Origin of the sequence: Pelomonas caseinilytica, assembly GCF_021353235.1 — a bacterium.
Lineage (GTDB): Bacteria > Pseudomonadota > Gammaproteobacteria > Burkholderiales > Burkholderiaceae_C > Pelomonas > Pelomonas caseinilytica.
Genome location: NZ_JAJTWT010000015.1, coordinates 45,473 through 59,559 on the forward strand (window position 1 = coordinate 45,473; position 14,087 = coordinate 59,559).

The 14,087-nt window shown below is 70.0% G+C and carries 10 protein-coding genes; 5 read left to right on the plus strand and 5 right to left on the minus strand.

The annotated features are described in order from the left end of the window. The first annotated feature begins 140 nt into the window (after positions 1-140). Positions 141-2,780 (plus strand): cation-translocating P-type ATPase, encoded by a 2,640-nt coding sequence (locus LXT12_RS23870; RefSeq protein ID WP_233394860.1) that lies wholly within the window; start codon positions 141-143, stop codon positions 2,778-2,780. 420 nt (positions 2,781-3,200) lie between these two features. Here LXT12_RS23870 and LXT12_RS23875 read toward each other — a convergent pair whose 3' ends face one another. The 4 genes from LXT12_RS23875 to LXT12_RS23890 all read right to left on the minus strand — a co-directional run bounded on the left by LXT12_RS23875 (position 3,201) and on the right by LXT12_RS23890 (position 8,656). After that, positions 3,201-4,685 (minus strand): tryptophan halogenase family protein, encoded by a 1,485-nt coding sequence (locus tag LXT12_RS23875; RefSeq protein WP_233394809.1) that lies wholly within the window; start codon positions 4,683-4,685, stop codon positions 3,201-3,203. A gap of 10 nt (positions 4,686-4,695) precedes the next feature. Further along, complete coding sequence (locus LXT12_RS23880; protein WP_233394810.1) at positions 4,696-6,213, minus strand: tryptophan halogenase family protein; 1,518 nt, start codon at positions 6,211-6,213, stop codon at positions 4,696-4,698. A 115-nt stretch (positions 6,214-6,328) separates the two neighbouring features. Beyond that, positions 6,329-7,714, minus strand: a complete 1,386-nt coding sequence (locus LXT12_RS23885) for a GH1 family beta-glucosidase (protein ID WP_233394811.1) — start codon at positions 7,712-7,714, stop codon at positions 6,329-6,331. 9 nt (positions 7,715-7,723) lie between these two features. Next, positions 7,724-8,656 carry a PfkB family carbohydrate kinase gene (locus tag LXT12_RS23890; RefSeq protein WP_233394812.1) on the minus strand — a complete coding sequence of 311 codons (933 nt, stop codon included), beginning with the start codon at positions 8,654-8,656 and terminating at the stop codon, positions 7,724-7,726. 197 nt (positions 8,657-8,853) lie between these two features. Between LXT12_RS23890 and LXT12_RS23895 the strand changes: the two genes are divergently transcribed. After that, on the plus strand, positions 8,854-9,909 hold the full coding sequence (locus tag LXT12_RS23895; RefSeq protein ID WP_233394813.1) for a LacI family DNA-binding transcriptional regulator: 1,056 nt from the start codon (positions 8,854-8,856) through the stop codon (positions 9,907-9,909). A gap of 283 nt (positions 9,910-10,192) precedes the next feature. Further along, positions 10,193-11,668 carry an MFS transporter gene (locus LXT12_RS23900; protein ID WP_233394814.1) on the plus strand — a complete coding sequence of 492 codons (1,476 nt, stop codon included), beginning with the start codon at positions 10,193-10,195 and terminating at the stop codon, positions 11,666-11,668. 190 nt (positions 11,669-11,858) lie between these two features. On the opposite strand, the gene LXT12_RS23905 is transcribed toward LXT12_RS23900, so the two are convergent. Continuing rightward, positions 11,859-12,500: an NAD(P)-dependent oxidoreductase gene (locus LXT12_RS23905; protein WP_233394815.1), complete on the minus strand. Its 642-nt coding sequence runs from the start codon at positions 12,498-12,500 to the stop codon at positions 11,859-11,861. A gap of 100 nt (positions 12,501-12,600) precedes the next feature. On the opposite strand from LXT12_RS23905, the gene LXT12_RS23910 reads away from it, so the two are divergent. Continuing rightward, positions 12,601-13,479 carry a LysR family transcriptional regulator gene (locus tag LXT12_RS23910; protein ID WP_233394816.1) on the plus strand — a complete coding sequence of 293 codons (879 nt, stop codon included), beginning with the start codon at positions 12,601-12,603 and terminating at the stop codon, positions 13,477-13,479. Continuing rightward, entirely contained in the window at positions 13,476-14,087 is a 612-nt protein-coding gene (locus LXT12_RS23915) for a DUF1294 domain-containing protein (RefSeq protein ID WP_233394817.1), read from the plus strand. Before LXT12_RS23910 ends, LXT12_RS23915 begins: the two co-directional genes overlap by 4 nt.

Below are 14,087 nucleotides of genomic sequence, written 5' to 3' on the forward strand. Positions count from 1 at the left end.
TGATCGGCGCGCCTCTTTCTCGATCTTCAGCGGGCGATTCAACGAACTCGACGGAAATCGCGGGACGCGCCGGTTGAGTCATGTCAACGCTGAACGGTCGGGGCCATCGAGAATGAAGCGGCACTGCGCTCTTGCTGTCGATGCCGTCAAAGTCTTCTACCGCCGCCGCGACACGCCCTCCCGACTGGCACCTGCTCGAGGCGGAAGACATCGCACGCCATCACGAGGTGTCGCTCCACCACGGCCTGCACGAGGATGACGCCGCCACACGCCGCCAGCGCCACGGCAGCAATGCGATTGCCGGCACTGACAAGGTCAGCGCCTGGCGCCTGCTGCTGAGGCAGTTCACCGATTTCATGATCCTGGTGCTCATCGCTGCGGCCGGGGTGTCGGCTCTGCTGGGCGACTGGTCCGACTCGCTTGCCATCGTGGTCGTCGTCCTGTTGAACGGGTTGGTTGGCTTCGGGCAGGCGTGGAGGGCCGATCGGGCGTTAGAGGCATTGAAGAAGCTCGCGCCGCAGAAGGCGACGGTCGTCCGGCAGGGCCGGGCGCGCAAGGTGGATGCGCATGAGCTCGTGCCGGGCGATGTGGTCTTGATCGAGGCGGGAGACCAGGTGCCGGCCGACCTGCGCCTCGCGCACGTGGCGCGTCTGCAGGTCGATGAATCGGCATTGACCGGTGAATCGGTCGCCGTGGAGAAGCATGCCGATGCGCTGCGCCAGCCGGTTCCCGCACTCGGCGACCGCCGCAACATGGCCTACAAGGGGACGTTGGTGTCCAACGGAAGCGCCCGCGCCCTGGTCGTCGCCACGGGCATGAGCACAGAGCTTGGCAAGATCGCGCAGCTGATGACCGGCAGCGACGGCCAGCAGACGCCGTTGCAGCGCCGTCTGGCTGACTTCGGCAAGCGGCTCGCCCTGGCGGTGCTGGCTGTCTGCGCGGTCGTCTTCGTCGCTGGCTTGCTGCGGGGGGAGCCTGTCGTCCCGATGGTGCTCACGGCGATCAGCTTGGCGGTGGCGGCCATCCCCGAGGCCCTGCCGGCCGTGGTGACCGTGCTGCTGGCCCTTGGGGCGCGGCGGATGGCCTCGCTGAACGCGCTGGTGCGCCGGCTGCCTTCGGTCGAGACGCTGGGATCGGTGACGTTCATCTGCTCTGACAAGACCGGCACGCTGACCCAGAACCGGATGCACGTCGAAGAACTGCGGTCCGACGCGCAGGAGGGGCTGTTGCTGCTCGCGCTGGCGCTGTGCAACGACGCCGAGCCGTCCGCGACCGGCTTCTTGGGAGACCCAACGGAGACGGCGCTCCTGTCCGCCGCGCAGGCCAAGGGCCTCGACATCGACGAGGCGAGGCGCCGGCACCCACGGTTGATCGAAGTGCCCTTCGACTCGCAGCGCAAGCGCATGACGACACTGCATGCCTTCGACGCTGGCGTCGTCGCTTACACCAAGGGCGCGCCCGAAGTGGTGGTGCCTCTGTGCGTGTCGCGAGTGGCACTCGGGGGCAGCGCGCCGATCGACGTTCGCGCCGTGCTGGCCGAGGCCGAGGCCATGGCATCGCGCGGGCTGCGGGTGCTTGCGGTAGCTCGGCGCGCGCATGCCTCGATGCCGGCTGCGCAGACCGATGCGCTGGAGACCGAGCTTCAGTTCATCGGGCTGGTGGGGCTGATCGACCCGCCTCGCGCGGAGGCCGCGGAGGCGGTGCGCAGTTGCCGCTCGGCCGGCATCACCGCGGTCATGATCACCGGGGACCATCCGGGGACTGCGCTTGCCATCGCACGCCGCATCGGCATCGTTCCGGCCGAACCGGCATCGGGGGTGCGCCTCCTCACCGGCGCGGACCTCGAGGCGCTTTCCGATGAGGCGCTGCGCGAGACGGTTCGTGCGTGCAGGGTGTACGCGCGCGTGGATCCCACACAGAAGATCCGTCTCGTGCGTGCGCTGCAGGCGCAGGGCGAGTTCGTCGCCATGACGGGCGATGGGGTCAACGATGCGCCGGCTTTGAAACAGGCCGACGTGGGTGTGGCCATGGGCCGAACGGGTACCGACGTGGCAAGAGAGTCGGCCAGCCTCGTCCTGTTGGACGACAACTTCGCCACCATCGTCGGGGCGGTGCGCGAGGGACGCCGCATCTACGACAACATCCGCAAGTTCGTGCGCTACGCCATGACGGGCAATTCCGGGGAGATCTGGACGATCTTCCTGGCCCCGCTGGTGGGCTTGCCCATCCCGCTGCTGCCGATCCACATTCTCTGGGTCAACCTGGTCACCGACGGCTTGCCGGGCATTGCGCTCGCAGGTGAGGCGGCGGAGCGCGGCGTGATGCAGCGGCCACCCCGTCCGCCGCAGGAGAACTTCTTCGATGGGGGGCTGTGGCAGCACGTGCTGTTCGTCGGGCTGCTGATCGGCGGGCTCAGCCTTGCGCTGCAGGCTTGGGCGCTCAGCCATTCGCCGCAGCATGCGCAGACCATCGTCTTCACCGCCCTCACGCTGATGCAGATGGCCCATGTCCTTGGCATCCGCAGTGAGATCGACAGCCTGTGGCGCATCGGGCTTGGCTCGAACCTGCCGCTGCTTGGCGCGGTCTTCTTGACCCTTGTGCTTCAGCTCGTGATCGTATATGCGCCGTTCGCCCAGCCGTGGTTCAAAACCGTTCCCCTGACGGCATACGAGTTCGGCCTGTGCATTGCCGCCTCGCTGATCGTGCTGGTCGCTGTTGAAGGCGAGAAGGGGTGGCGCCGCGCACGGCAGACGGGCACTGAGAAGATGGCAGGAGCATGAGGGCGGCGGCCTCCCTCATGTAGGTCCTGTTCCCCATCTGCGCGGGCCTGGTGGGCCTGGCGGGTCATCGCCTCGTCAGGTCCGGCGAAGTGAGCGCGGAACAGACCCGCATGTCCCGGTCGTGATAGGCCTTGTCCTCGTGGTGACCGTCATCGCATTTCGGAACCCGTCACGGGCCTGCGTCAATCCTGACGACGAAGCCCGGCCCCGGATTGCGTCTCAGGACATCGGCGATGCGCGAGCGCTCGTCAGCTGCGCCTGACCCCACGCCCGGGCATCCGCTTCCAGAGCGCGATGGCTTGGTCATGGCGCTTGATCCGGCGCTCCTGGAGCACTCCCCGCATAGCCAACGCATGGCTTATCGAGACGACATCTTCGCAGGGTGGGCTCGCAGTCGCAGCATGATTGCCTGCTACTCCCTCAGCCGAGGTAGCGGCGCAAAAACTCGTCGTGCGGCGGCACGCGCTGCACGGTCTCGGCGATGGCGTTGCGCCGCGACTGCATGTAGTGCATCGCGAAGGACGGCGGCACCTCATCGAGCCAGGGGCTCTGGTGCTCGGGCCAGTGGTCCATGCCGGCGTGGATGGACAGCCAGCTGTTGGCGTCGAAGCCTTCATGGTCGTAGACGACCAGCATGCCGAGTTGGCGCCAGGCGCGGATCTTGTAGGCGAGGGAATCCGGCAGCTTCATCTCGGCCATGTGGCGCCACAGCGCGCTGTCGCGCCGCTGCGTGAGGCAGTAATGCAGCACGATGAAGTCGCGGATGCGCTGGTACTGGCGCAGCTGCACGTTGTTGAAGCCCTCCACCGCCGCCGGCGTGGGCGGCGTGGCGGCATCCAGCAGCGGCATCACGCGGGCCAGCGTCGCCTGGACGAGATAGATGGCGGTGGATTCCAGCGGCTCCAGGAAGCCGCCGGCCAGGCCCACGGCAGCCACGTTGTGCAGCCAGTGCGTCTGGCGATAGCCCGTGGTGAAGCGCAGCAGCCGGGGCTCGGCCAGTGGCTCGCCGTCCACCTGGGCGAGCAGCTGTTCGCGCGCGCGCTCCTCGCCGATGAAATGACTGCTGAAGACGTGGCCGTAGCCGGTGCGGTCCTGCAGCGGGATGCGCCATGACCAGCCGCCTTCGAGCGCCGTGGAGCGCGTGTAGGGCGTCAGCTCGCCGGGCATGCGCTGCACCGGCACGGCCCAGGCCCGGTCCACCGGCAGCCACTGGCTTTCGTCGACGAAGGGCACGCCCAGCGCCTTGCCGATCAGCAGCGAGGAAAAGCCCGAGCAGTCGAGGTAGAAGTCGCCCTCGACCAGGCGGCCGTCGGCCAGGCGGAGCTGGGCGACGCCGCCGTCCGGGCGCCGCAGCACCTCGACGATGCGGCCCTCCACCCGGCGGGCGCCGCGCTGCTCGGCCAGCCTGCGCAGGTAGGCGGCGTAGAGCTGGGCGTCGAAGTGGTAGGCGTAGTTGAAGGGGGCTTCCTGGCCGGGCGGGACCTGCGGCACCGCGAAGCGGCCCTGGCGGGCCATCAGCGAGGCGATGTTGAGTTCGTCGAAATGCCAGTCCACGCTCTCGCGCTGGCGCCGGTACTGGCCCCACAGCGCCATCGAGCCTTCCATCGGAAAGAAGTCGCCGAAGGTGTGGAAGTAGCTGTGCCCGGGGTGCAGCCAGTCGCGGAACTGGATGCCGAGCTTGAAGCTGCCCCGCGTGGCGCGCAGGAAGTCGGCCTCGCTGATGCGCAGCAGTTCGTTGAAGGCGCGGATCGACGGGAACGCCGCCTCGCCGACGCCGATGATGCCGATCTCCTCGGATTCGACGACGGTCACCTCGACGCCGCGCAGCGTGGTGGCCGCTGCCGCGGCGGCCATCCAGCCGGACGAACCACCGCCGACGATGACGAGACGTTTGAACGCAGCCATGGGATGTCTTTCAAGTCGCTGGAGTGCCCAGCTGCCGGTGGATGTAGGCGGCGTGCTCGGGCAGGCTGTCGGCCGAGGCGACGACGGTGGCACGCACGCGGCGCGCGTACTCGGCCAGCACGTTGGGCGGCAGGGCATCGGCCTGCGGGTCGTGGTGCGCCGGCACGGCGCCCAGGCCCATGAAGAGGGAGATCCACGAGGACTCGCGGAAGCTTTCGGGGTCGTAGATGGCGACGCGGCCGGAGCTGCGGAAGAGATCGATCTGGTGGGCCAGCGTATCCGGGATGGGCATGGCCGCGCAGTGGCGCCAGAAGGGCGTGTCGTCGCGCTGCGTCAGCTTGTAGTGCAGCACGATGAAGTCGCGGATGGACTCGTACTGCCGGTGCATACGCCGGTTGTACTCGGCCGCCAGCGCGGGCGCGAAGGAGGTGTCGGGGAAGAGCTCGATGAGCCGGCCGACGCCGTCGATGATGAGCTGGATGGCGGTGGACTCCAGCGGCTCCAGGAAGCCCGACGACAGGCCGATGGCCACCACGTTGCGCTCCCAGACGCGGTGCCGGCGGCCCGTGGTGAAGTTGATCAGCCGCGGGTCGGCGAGAGCCGGCGTGTCCAGGCCCTGCAGCAGTTCCTCGCGGGCGGCCTCCTTGCCGATGAAATCGCTTGCGAAGACCATGCCGTTGCCGATGCGGTGCTGCAGCGGGATGCGCCACTGCCAGCCCGCGCTGCGTGCCGTGGAGCGAGTGAACGGCGTCAGCTGCGCGGCGGACTCGCTGGGCACGGCCCAGGCGCCGTTGCAGGGCAGCTGGGCGCTCCAGTCCTCGTAGCCGACCCGCAGCGTCTGCCCGATCAGCAGGGCGCGTTGGCCGGAGCAATCGACGAACAGGTCGCCCTCGATGCGCCGGCCGTCCGACAGCGTGACGGCCGAGACGAAGCCGTCCGCCGGCCGCAGCGCGACCTCGGTGACGGTGCCCTCGACGCGGGTGACGCCGGCCTGCTCCGCCTGCTCGCGCAGGAAGGCGGCGTACAGCCCCGCGTCGAAGTGAAAGGCGTAGGAGTAGGCGCCCAGCGGCGAGCGGGGGTCGCTGTCCGGCGGGGCGAAGCGGTTGCGGCGCGCGACCTCGGTCGCCATGGACCAGTCCTCGTAGGAGCTGGTGTCGTCGGGCGCGCGATGGCGCAGCCAGCAGCTGAAGGCGTCGACCTGGCCCAGCGGCGGGCCGAAGTCGCCGAAGCCGTGGAAGAAGCGATGGCCCGGGCGGCGCCAGTCGCAGAACTCGATGCCCAGCTTGAAGGTCGCGCGCGTCTTGCGCAGGAACTCCACGGGGTCCAGGCCGAGCGTGGCGTTGTAGGCGCGGATGGGCGGCAACGTCGCTTCGCCGACGCCGATGGTGCCGATCTCGGCCGACTCCACCAGCGTGACCTCCAACCCCGCGCCGCCCACGGTTCGCAGCTTGGCCAGTGGCAGGGCGGCCATCCAGCCCGCCGTGCCCCCGCCGATGACGACGACCTTGCGGACAGGTCCGGCCGTCATGTCGTCGCGGGCCGGCCTTGGCGGTCTGTGTAGCCGGTCAGGCACCAGGATTTCTTCATGTTTGTCTCCTCTCGGACATGAGTCTAGGCATGCGCCGGCGCCTCGGGCATGGGCGCTATCCCGCAGCCCGCTCCCGCAGGAAATCGGCATAGGCCAGGGCGCTGCGCTTGAGCGTGCGGCGCTGGCTTTCGAAGTCCACGTGCACGAGGCCGAAGCGGCGCTCGTAGCCGAAGGCCCATTCGAAGTTGTCCAGCAGCGACCAGATGAAATAACCCCGCACGTCCACGCCATTGGCCATGGCCCGCGAGCAGGCGGCGAAGTGGGCCTTCAGGTAGGCCTGGCGCTGCACGTCGTCAACCTCGCCGCCCTGGACGCTGTCGTGGCTGGACATGCCGTTCTCGGTCACGTACAGCGGCGGCAGGTTGGGGTAGTCGCGCTTCAGGGCTTCGAAGAGGTCCTGCATGCCCTGGGGGTAGACCTCCCAGTCCATGGTGGTGCGCTCGACGTCGGGGCGGCGCACCCAGTCGATGGTGTCGGGGCCAGCCGAGCGCAGCACGGCGCGGCTGTAGAAGTTCAGGCCGAGGTAGTCGATGGGCCGGCGGATGAGGTCCATGTCGCCGTCCAGCACCAGCGGCTCGCAGCCCTTCCACAGCCGCCACAGGTCGGCCGGGTATTCGCCCTTGAGCAGCGGGTCCAGCACCCAGCGGTTCTGGAAGGTCTCGAAGAGCTGGGCGGCGTCGCGGTCCTCGGCCGTGTCGGTGTCGGCATAGCCCGGCGCCACGTTGGCGACGATGCCGTGCATGGCCTGCGGTGCGTTGGCGTGCAGGGCCGGCAGGGCCAGGCCGTGGCCCAGCAGCAGGTGGTGCATGGCCTGGGCCGCCCAGCGGTTGGACTTGAGGCCCGGGGCGTGGTGGCCGTCGCCGTAGCCGAGGTAGGCGGAGCACCAGGGCTCGTTGTGCGTGGTCCAGGCGGCCACGTCGCCGTGGCCGGCCAGCTCGCGGCTCATCAGGTCGGCGTAGTCGGCGAAGCGCCAGGCCGTCTCGCGGTTGAGCCAGCCGCCGCGGTCCTCGAGGTGCTGGGGCAGGTCCCAGTGGTAGAGGGTCACGAAGGCGCGGATGCCGCGTTCGCCCAGGCCGTCGAGCAGCCGCTTGTAGAAGTCGATGCCGCGGGGGGTGGGCCGGCCGGCCTCGTTCATCACGCGCGGCCAGGCGATGGAGAAGCGGTAGGCGTCCACGCCCAGGCGCTGCAGCAGGTCCAGGTCCTGCTGCCAGCGGTGGTAGTGGTCGCAGGCGACGGCGCCGGTCTCGCCCCGCAGCACCTTGCCTGGCGTGGCGCAGAAGCGGTCCCAGATGGATTCAAGCCGGCCGTCCTCCTGCACGGCGCCCTCGATCTGGTAGGACGAGGTGCCGGCCCCGAAGACGAAGTCGCGCCGCCGCATGGGCGAATCGGCCGGCGGGGCGACGAGGTGGGCGAGGGAGGCGGGCGAGGCGATGGGGTCCATGTCGTGAGGTCAGGAAGCGGAGGAGGGCGGCAGCGCCTGCAGGGCGTCGCGCCAGGGAGCGAGGGCTTGCGGATGGGCCGGCAGCGGCCCGCGCAGGCCGCAGATGAAGGCGGCGTAGCGGTTGGCGAGGGCGAGCGTGGCGGGCAGATCGCGGCCCAGCGCCAGACCGGCCAGCAGCAGGGCGGTGAAGGCATCGCCAGCGCCGACGGTGTCGACGAGCTGGGGCTGGGCCTGGCCCGCGCCTTCGGCCAGCACCACGCCGCCCTGGCCGTAGAGGCGCCAGCCCTCGGCGCCGCGGGTCAGCACCAGGCGCTGCAGGGCGAAGCGGTCCATCAGCGCGGCGGCCTGGGCGGCTTCGCCCTCGGCGGCATGCCCGAACCAGCCGGCCAGCCGGGCCAGTTCCTCGTCGTTGACCTTGACCCAGTCGGCCAGCATCAGGGATTCGGCCGCCAGTTCGGCCGTGTCGGTGCCGGGGCGCAGGTTGAGGTCGAGCAGGCGCGGGCCGGCGAAGCCCTTGGCGGCGGCCCGCACCGTCGCGCGCGAGACGGGATGGCGCTGGGCCAGGCTGCCGAAGTAGAGCAGGCCGGGGCGGGCCTCGGCCAGGGCCGCGCGGGTGGCGGCGGCGTCGAGATGGTCCCAGGCGGCGTCGGGATGGATGACGAAGTCGTGGCCGCCTCCGGGCCGCTCGTTCACGCTGACGCGGCCGGTGGCGCGGACCGGGTCGCGCTGCAGGCCGTGCAGGGCCAGGCCGTAGCGCTGCGCACTCTGCATCACCAGGCGGCCGTTGTAGTCGTCGGCGCCGATGCGGCTGACGAAGAGGGCAGGCACGCCGAGCGCGGCCAGCGAGCGCGCCACGTTGAAGGGGGCGCCGCCGGCCACCTGGCCGTCATGGAATTCGTCCACCAGGGCTTCGCCCAGGACGGCGATGGAAGTCGGAGTCATCGGAAGAGCAAGTCGAGTCGGAAATATTCTAGGCAACACGAAATGTTTAGTGAACAATCGATAACCAGGAGACGCCGGCCGGCCCGGGCAGGTGGGCGCCGGATGCCGGTCCAAAGCCTTGCTCCTGGGGAGAGTGCGGGCGGCAGTGCACAATCGCGACCGCATTTGCGAGCTAAACAACAGCTGGAGTCCTGGCCATGGCCGAGAAGCGGGGGGTGACGATTCGGGAACTGGCCGAGGCGGCTGGCGTGTCCATCGGGACGGTCTCGCGCGCGCTCAAGGGCCAGCCCGGCTTGTCAGAGCAGACTCGCGCCCAGGTGCTCGGCGTCGCCCAGCGGATGGGCTACGACGTGGGCAAGCTGCGCACCGGCAAGCCGCGCCGCATGCTCTTCCTCTACAACCGCAGCATCGGCTCGCTGGCGACCAATCCCTTTTACTCCTACGTGCTGCACGGCGCGGAGACGGCCTGCCGTGAAGCGGGCGTGCCGCTGAGCATGATGTCGGTGCTGGGTGGGGAGGACATCGCCGTGCAGGTGCGGCGCCACGAGGCCGAGGCCCTGCTGGGCGCCGGCTACTTCGACCCGGAGGCCATGGAGGCCATCCGCCGCTGCGAGCTGCCGCTGGTGCTGGTCGACCATTTCTACCCCGGCGTGCGCTGCGTCAATGACGACAACCAGCTCGGCGCCTGGCTGGCCACGCGCCACCTGCTGGAGGGCGGCGCCAAGCGTGTGGCGGCCATCTTCGGCCCGCTGGCCCACCATTCCGTGTCGCTGCGGGCCAAGGGCTTTCGCCGCGCCCTCTACGAGGCCGGTCGCCTGTTCGACCCCGACTACGAAGTGACGCTGGATCCCTCCCTCGAGTACCGGGACGCGGGGCGCGATGCCATGCGCCGCCTGCTGGAGCTGCCCGAGCCGCCGGACGCCGTCTTCGCCTACAACGACTCGACGGCCATCTTCGCGATGGAGGTCTGCCACGAGCACGGCCTGCGCGTGCCGCAGGACATCCGCTTCATCGGCTACGACGACATCGAGGAGGCCGCCCACAGCAAGCCGCCGCTGTCCACCGTGAAGATGGACAAGGAGGCCCTGGGCCATGTGGCCGCCCGCGCCCTCATCGAGGGCGACACGGCGCCCAACGACGCCTCGCTGCCGGTGGAACTGGTGGTGCGCGAGAGTTCCCGCGCGCCCGAGCCGCAGCAGGAGGCGGCTGCACCGCGCAAAGGCCGGCGCCAGCCAGCCGCTGCCGAGCGGTGAGGTGGACGGCCCCCGGCCCAACCCCGCGCGCTGAACGCGGCGCGTGTCTGGTCCGCCCCCCGAGGGGGCGGCGATGCTTGCGGCATCGAGCCGCAAGCACATCGCCAGCGCGGGCCGGCTCGGGGGCGGCCCAGCGCTCGGCCCGCAATACCATGGCAACTGCGGGCAGTGGCGCAGGCCGGCGGGTAGGTGTTTGCACGGCCTACCTTTCGTTCGTTCGTCGAACGAAAATCACTCTGTTTACTAAAATACAGCGTCGCCTCGTGCGGCCGAGGAGACAGACGTGCTTGCCGATGCCGATGGCGCTGCCACGCCCACGATGCCCCGCCCCGCCGCGCCGCCCGCGGCGATGGTCACCGCCGCCGCCGACCGCGTGCCCCTGCCGCAGAAGGTGGGCTTCGGCCTCGGTTCCTTCCTCGACATGTGGGGCCACTGGCTCTACCAGTCGCTGGCCTTCCACGTCTTCAACGTCTTCCTGGGCGTCGCGCCGGGGCTGATCTCCACCGCCCTGGGCCTGAAGATCTTCGTCGACGCCGTCTCCGACGCGCTGTTCGGCTGGATCTCCGACAACACCCGCTCGCGCTGGGGGCGGCGGCGCCCCTTCATCCTCGTCGGGGGCGTGCTGGCGGGCATCGGCCTGCCGCTCATGTTCGCCGTCGGCCGCGGCTGGAGCGACTCGGAGTACTTCGTCTTCATGCTGGTCTCGACCTGCCTGTATGTGCCGGTCATGAGCTGCTTCAACATGCCCTGGAGCAGCCTGGGCGCGGAGATGACGCCCGACTACCACGAGCGCACGCGGGTGATGTCGGTCAAGAACGCCATCCAGAAGATCCCCGAGCTGGCCATGTTCGTCGCGGCCCAGTTCACCACGCTGGCGATCTTCAACGACGCCTCCGGCAAGCCCGACATCCTGCGCGGCGCCCAGGTCTACACCAGCATCCTGGGCGGCATCATGGTGGTGGTGTCGGTGCTCATCTTCCTGCTGACCCGGGAGCGCTACTACGAGGCCGTCGTCAAGCGCAGCACCCAGCGCGTGCCCTTCAAGGACACCCTCTACCGCACGCTGAAGAACCGCCCCTTCCGCCAGATGCTGGGCACCATGCTGGCCTACAACATGGCCACGGCCATGGTGGGCCTGCTCGGCTATTACGCCACCGTCTACTACGTCTGCGGCGGCAATGTGGTCGAGGCCACCAAGTGGAACTCCATGATGGGCGTGGCGGGGTTGGTCTGCGGCCTGGCGGGCATCAGCTTCGCCGGCTGGGTCGCCCGGCACCAGGGCAAGCGCAACGCGCTGATGACGGTGCTGGCCCTGGGCGTCGTCGCCTTCATCGGCGACTGGTTCTTCTACAACCCGGCGCTGCCCGTGCTGCAGCTTTTCGCCAGCGGCGGCGTGGCCTTCATCGGCGCGGGCTTCTGGACCATCTACGGCTCGGCCATGGCCGACGTCATCGACCACGACGAACTCGGCAGCGGCCAGCGCCGCGAGGGCTCGTTCGCGGCCTGCGGCTCGTGGATCTCCAAGGTCGGCCTGGCGCTGGGCAACAGCGCCTCGGGTTGGGTGCTGCAGTTCACCGGCTTCGACGCCAAGCTGCCCGTGCAGGGCGAGAACGCCATCTTCCTGATCCGCATCTTCCTGTCGGGCATTCCCATCTGCGGCCTGCTCGTCGCGCTGTTCATCGTCTCGCGCTACTTCCTGACCGAGCAGCGCATGCACGAGATCCGTGCCGAGCTGGAAGCCCGCCGCGGTACTGTCTGAACTGAAACCTCAAAGGCAACCACAGAGCCACGCAGGCACAGAGGAAACGCAGAGCACTTTTCTCTGTGGCTCTGTGCCTCCGTGGTTGCATTTCCGTATTCATTTCATGCGTCGCGGGTGCTGCGAACGCCGCATGGACAACTGATATGCAGGCTCAGCCAGACCGCGCCCGGCCCGCAAGTCCCCAGCTTCAATAGCCGGCCGTGAAGCGGCCACGGCGGTGCTGCGGCCGATCCAGCTCGTCGGCGATGGCGACGGCGAGGTCGGCCACGGTGATGCGGCTCTCGCCCTGGGCGTCGAACACCGGCTGCTCGCCGCCGAGGCGGAACACGCCGGTGCGCTCGCCGGGCTCCAGGTGCATGGCGGGGGAGACGAAGGTCCAGTCCAGCGCGGTCGTGTCGGCGCGCAGGCGATTCAGGGCCTCGCGGGCCGCCAGGGCGCCCGATTTCCACTCGGCCGGGAAGGCCGGCGAGTCGACGAGTTGCTGGCCCGGCGCGATGAAGAGGCTGCCCGCCCCGCCCACCACGATGAGCCGAACGCCGGCCTCGCGCGCGGCGGCGGCGATGGCGTCGCTGCCGCGCAGGAAGTCATCGTGCAGATTGGGATTGGCCCAGCCGGCGTTGTAGGCGCTGACGACGGCATCCACGCCCTGCAGCTCGGCCGCGAAGCCGCCCGGCGCGAGCACGTCCACCGAGCGCACCTCCAGGCCGGCGCGGGGCGCGAGCTTGGCCGCGTCGCGTTGCAGCGCCCGCACCGCGTGGCCACGGGCGAGCAGTTCTTGCAGCAGGGCCTGGCCGACAAAGCCGGTGGCGCCGATCAGGGCGATGTTCATGGAAGGCTCCATCATGGAAGTTGTGTTGGAGGTCATTGTTCTTGCTTCACAATCGCCCGATAAGACGGCTTTAAACGCCAGCACTGTTTAGAAAAACTTCATGCTCGACCAACTCAAGCGCATGGCCGTCCTGGCCGCCGTCGTGCGCCACGGCAGCTTCGCGGCGGCCGCCCGGCAGTTGCGCACCAGCACGTCGGCCGTGAGCCAGCAGGTGAGGGCGCTGGAGAAGGACATGGGCGTCACCCTGCTCCACCGCAGCACGCGCAAGCTCAGCCTCACGCCGGCGGGCGAACGCTTCCACGCCGGCTGCGCCGCCATGGTGGCCGCGGCCGAGGCGGCGCAGTCCCAGCTCGCCCAGCTGCGCGACGCCCCCGAGGGCGAACTGCGCATCGCCATGACCGTGGGCTTCGGGCGCCGCATCGGCCCGGCCCTGGCGCCGCTGCTGGCGGCCCATCCGGGGCTGCAGCTGCACCTGCAGGTGGAGGACGGCTTCACCGACCTCGTCGCCCACCGCATCGACCTCGCCATCCGCTTCGGCCGCCTGCCCGACAGCACCTGGGTGGCCCGGCGCATCGGCACGCTGCACACCACCCTCTACGCCGCCCCGGCCTACCTGGCCCGGCACGGCGTGCCCGCCACGACCGAGGCCCTGCGCCAGGCCGACTGGCTGATGCTGCAGGACGGCACCGACCAGCCGCGTCGCCTGCCCGGCAGCGAGCTGACCGTGCGACCGCGCTGCACCAGCAACAACCAGTTGACGCTGCAGCAGCTGTGCGAGGCGGGCCTCGGCCTGGCGGCCCTGGGCGACGAGGATGTGGCCGAGGCCGTGGCGGCGGGCCGGCTGCTGCGGGTGGATACCGAGCTGCCGCTGCCCGAGCTGCCCGTCTGGGCGCTGACGCCGCAGCGCGACGCGCAGCCGGCCAAGGTCAGGCATGCCATCGCGGCGCTGGAAGCCCATCTCGCGGAGCCCTCGCGATGAGGGGCCGCCTCACCCAATGGGACGACGCCAAGGGCTACGGCTTCATCACGCCCGACGATGGCGGCGCCAAGCTCTTCGTGCACATCAAGGCCTTCGCCCCGCGGGCCGGCCGGCCGGCCGTCGGCGAACGGCTGAGCTACCACGAGGGGCGGGATGCTCAGGGCAAGCGCCGGGCGCAGGAGGTGAGGAGCCTGGAGCCGCGCGCCATGCCGCCCATCCCCCGGCCGCGCGACCGGGGCCGCTTGCTGCTGCTGGTGCCCGGCTTCGCGGCGGCCGTGCTCGCCACCCACCTGGCCTGGGGCGTGCCCAACGCCCTCTGGGGCGCCTACTCCGCCATGAGCATGGCCACCTTCATCGTCTATGCGCTGGACAAGCGCGCCGCCCGGCTCGGCGGCTGGCGGGTGGCCGAGGGCACGCTGCACGGCCTGGCCCTGCTTTGCGGCTGGCCGGGCGCGCTGCTGGCCCAGGAGCTGCTGCGCCACAAGAGTGCCAAGCCGGCCTTCCGGCGCCTGTTCTGGCTGACCGTGGTGCTCAACGTGCTGGGCTTCGCGCTGCTCTTCACGCCGCTGCGCGAGTGGGCGGTGCAGCAGCCCTTCCTCAGGCGCTGA

What these genes read in the sequence shown, in the direction of transcription:
- LXT12_RS23870 (WP_233394860.1), top strand. Translation starts at nt 141, where the DNA reads ATGCCGTCAAAGTCTTCTACCGCCGCCGCGACACGCCCTCCCGACTGG.
- LXT12_RS23875 (WP_233394809.1), bottom strand. Translation starts at nt 4,685, where the DNA reads ATGGCTGCGTTCAAACGTCTCGTCATCGTCGGCGGTGGTTCGTCCGGC.
- LXT12_RS23880 (WP_233394810.1), bottom strand. Translation starts at nt 6,213, where the DNA reads ATGACGGCCGGACCTGTCCGCAAGGTCGTCGTCATCGGCGGGGGCACG.
- LXT12_RS23885 (WP_233394811.1), bottom strand. Translation starts at nt 7,714, where the DNA reads ATGGACCCCATCGCCTCGCCCGCCTCCCTCGCCCACCTCGTCGCCCCG.
- LXT12_RS23890 (WP_233394812.1), bottom strand. Translation starts at nt 8,656, where the DNA reads ATGACTCCGACTTCCATCGCCGTCCTGGGCGAAGCCCTGGTGGACGAA.
- LXT12_RS23895 (WP_233394813.1), top strand. Translation starts at nt 8,854, where the DNA reads ATGGCCGAGAAGCGGGGGGTGACGATTCGGGAACTGGCCGAGGCGGCT.
- LXT12_RS23905 (WP_233394815.1), bottom strand. Translation starts at nt 12,500, where the DNA reads ATGAACATCGCCCTGATCGGCGCCACCGGCTTTGTCGGCCAGGCCCTG.
- LXT12_RS23910 (WP_233394816.1), top strand. Translation starts at nt 12,601, where the DNA reads ATGCTCGACCAACTCAAGCGCATGGCCGTCCTGGCCGCCGTCGTGCGC.
- LXT12_RS23915 (WP_233394817.1), top strand. Translation starts at nt 13,476, where the DNA reads ATGAGGGGCCGCCTCACCCAATGGGACGACGCCAAGGGCTACGGCTTC.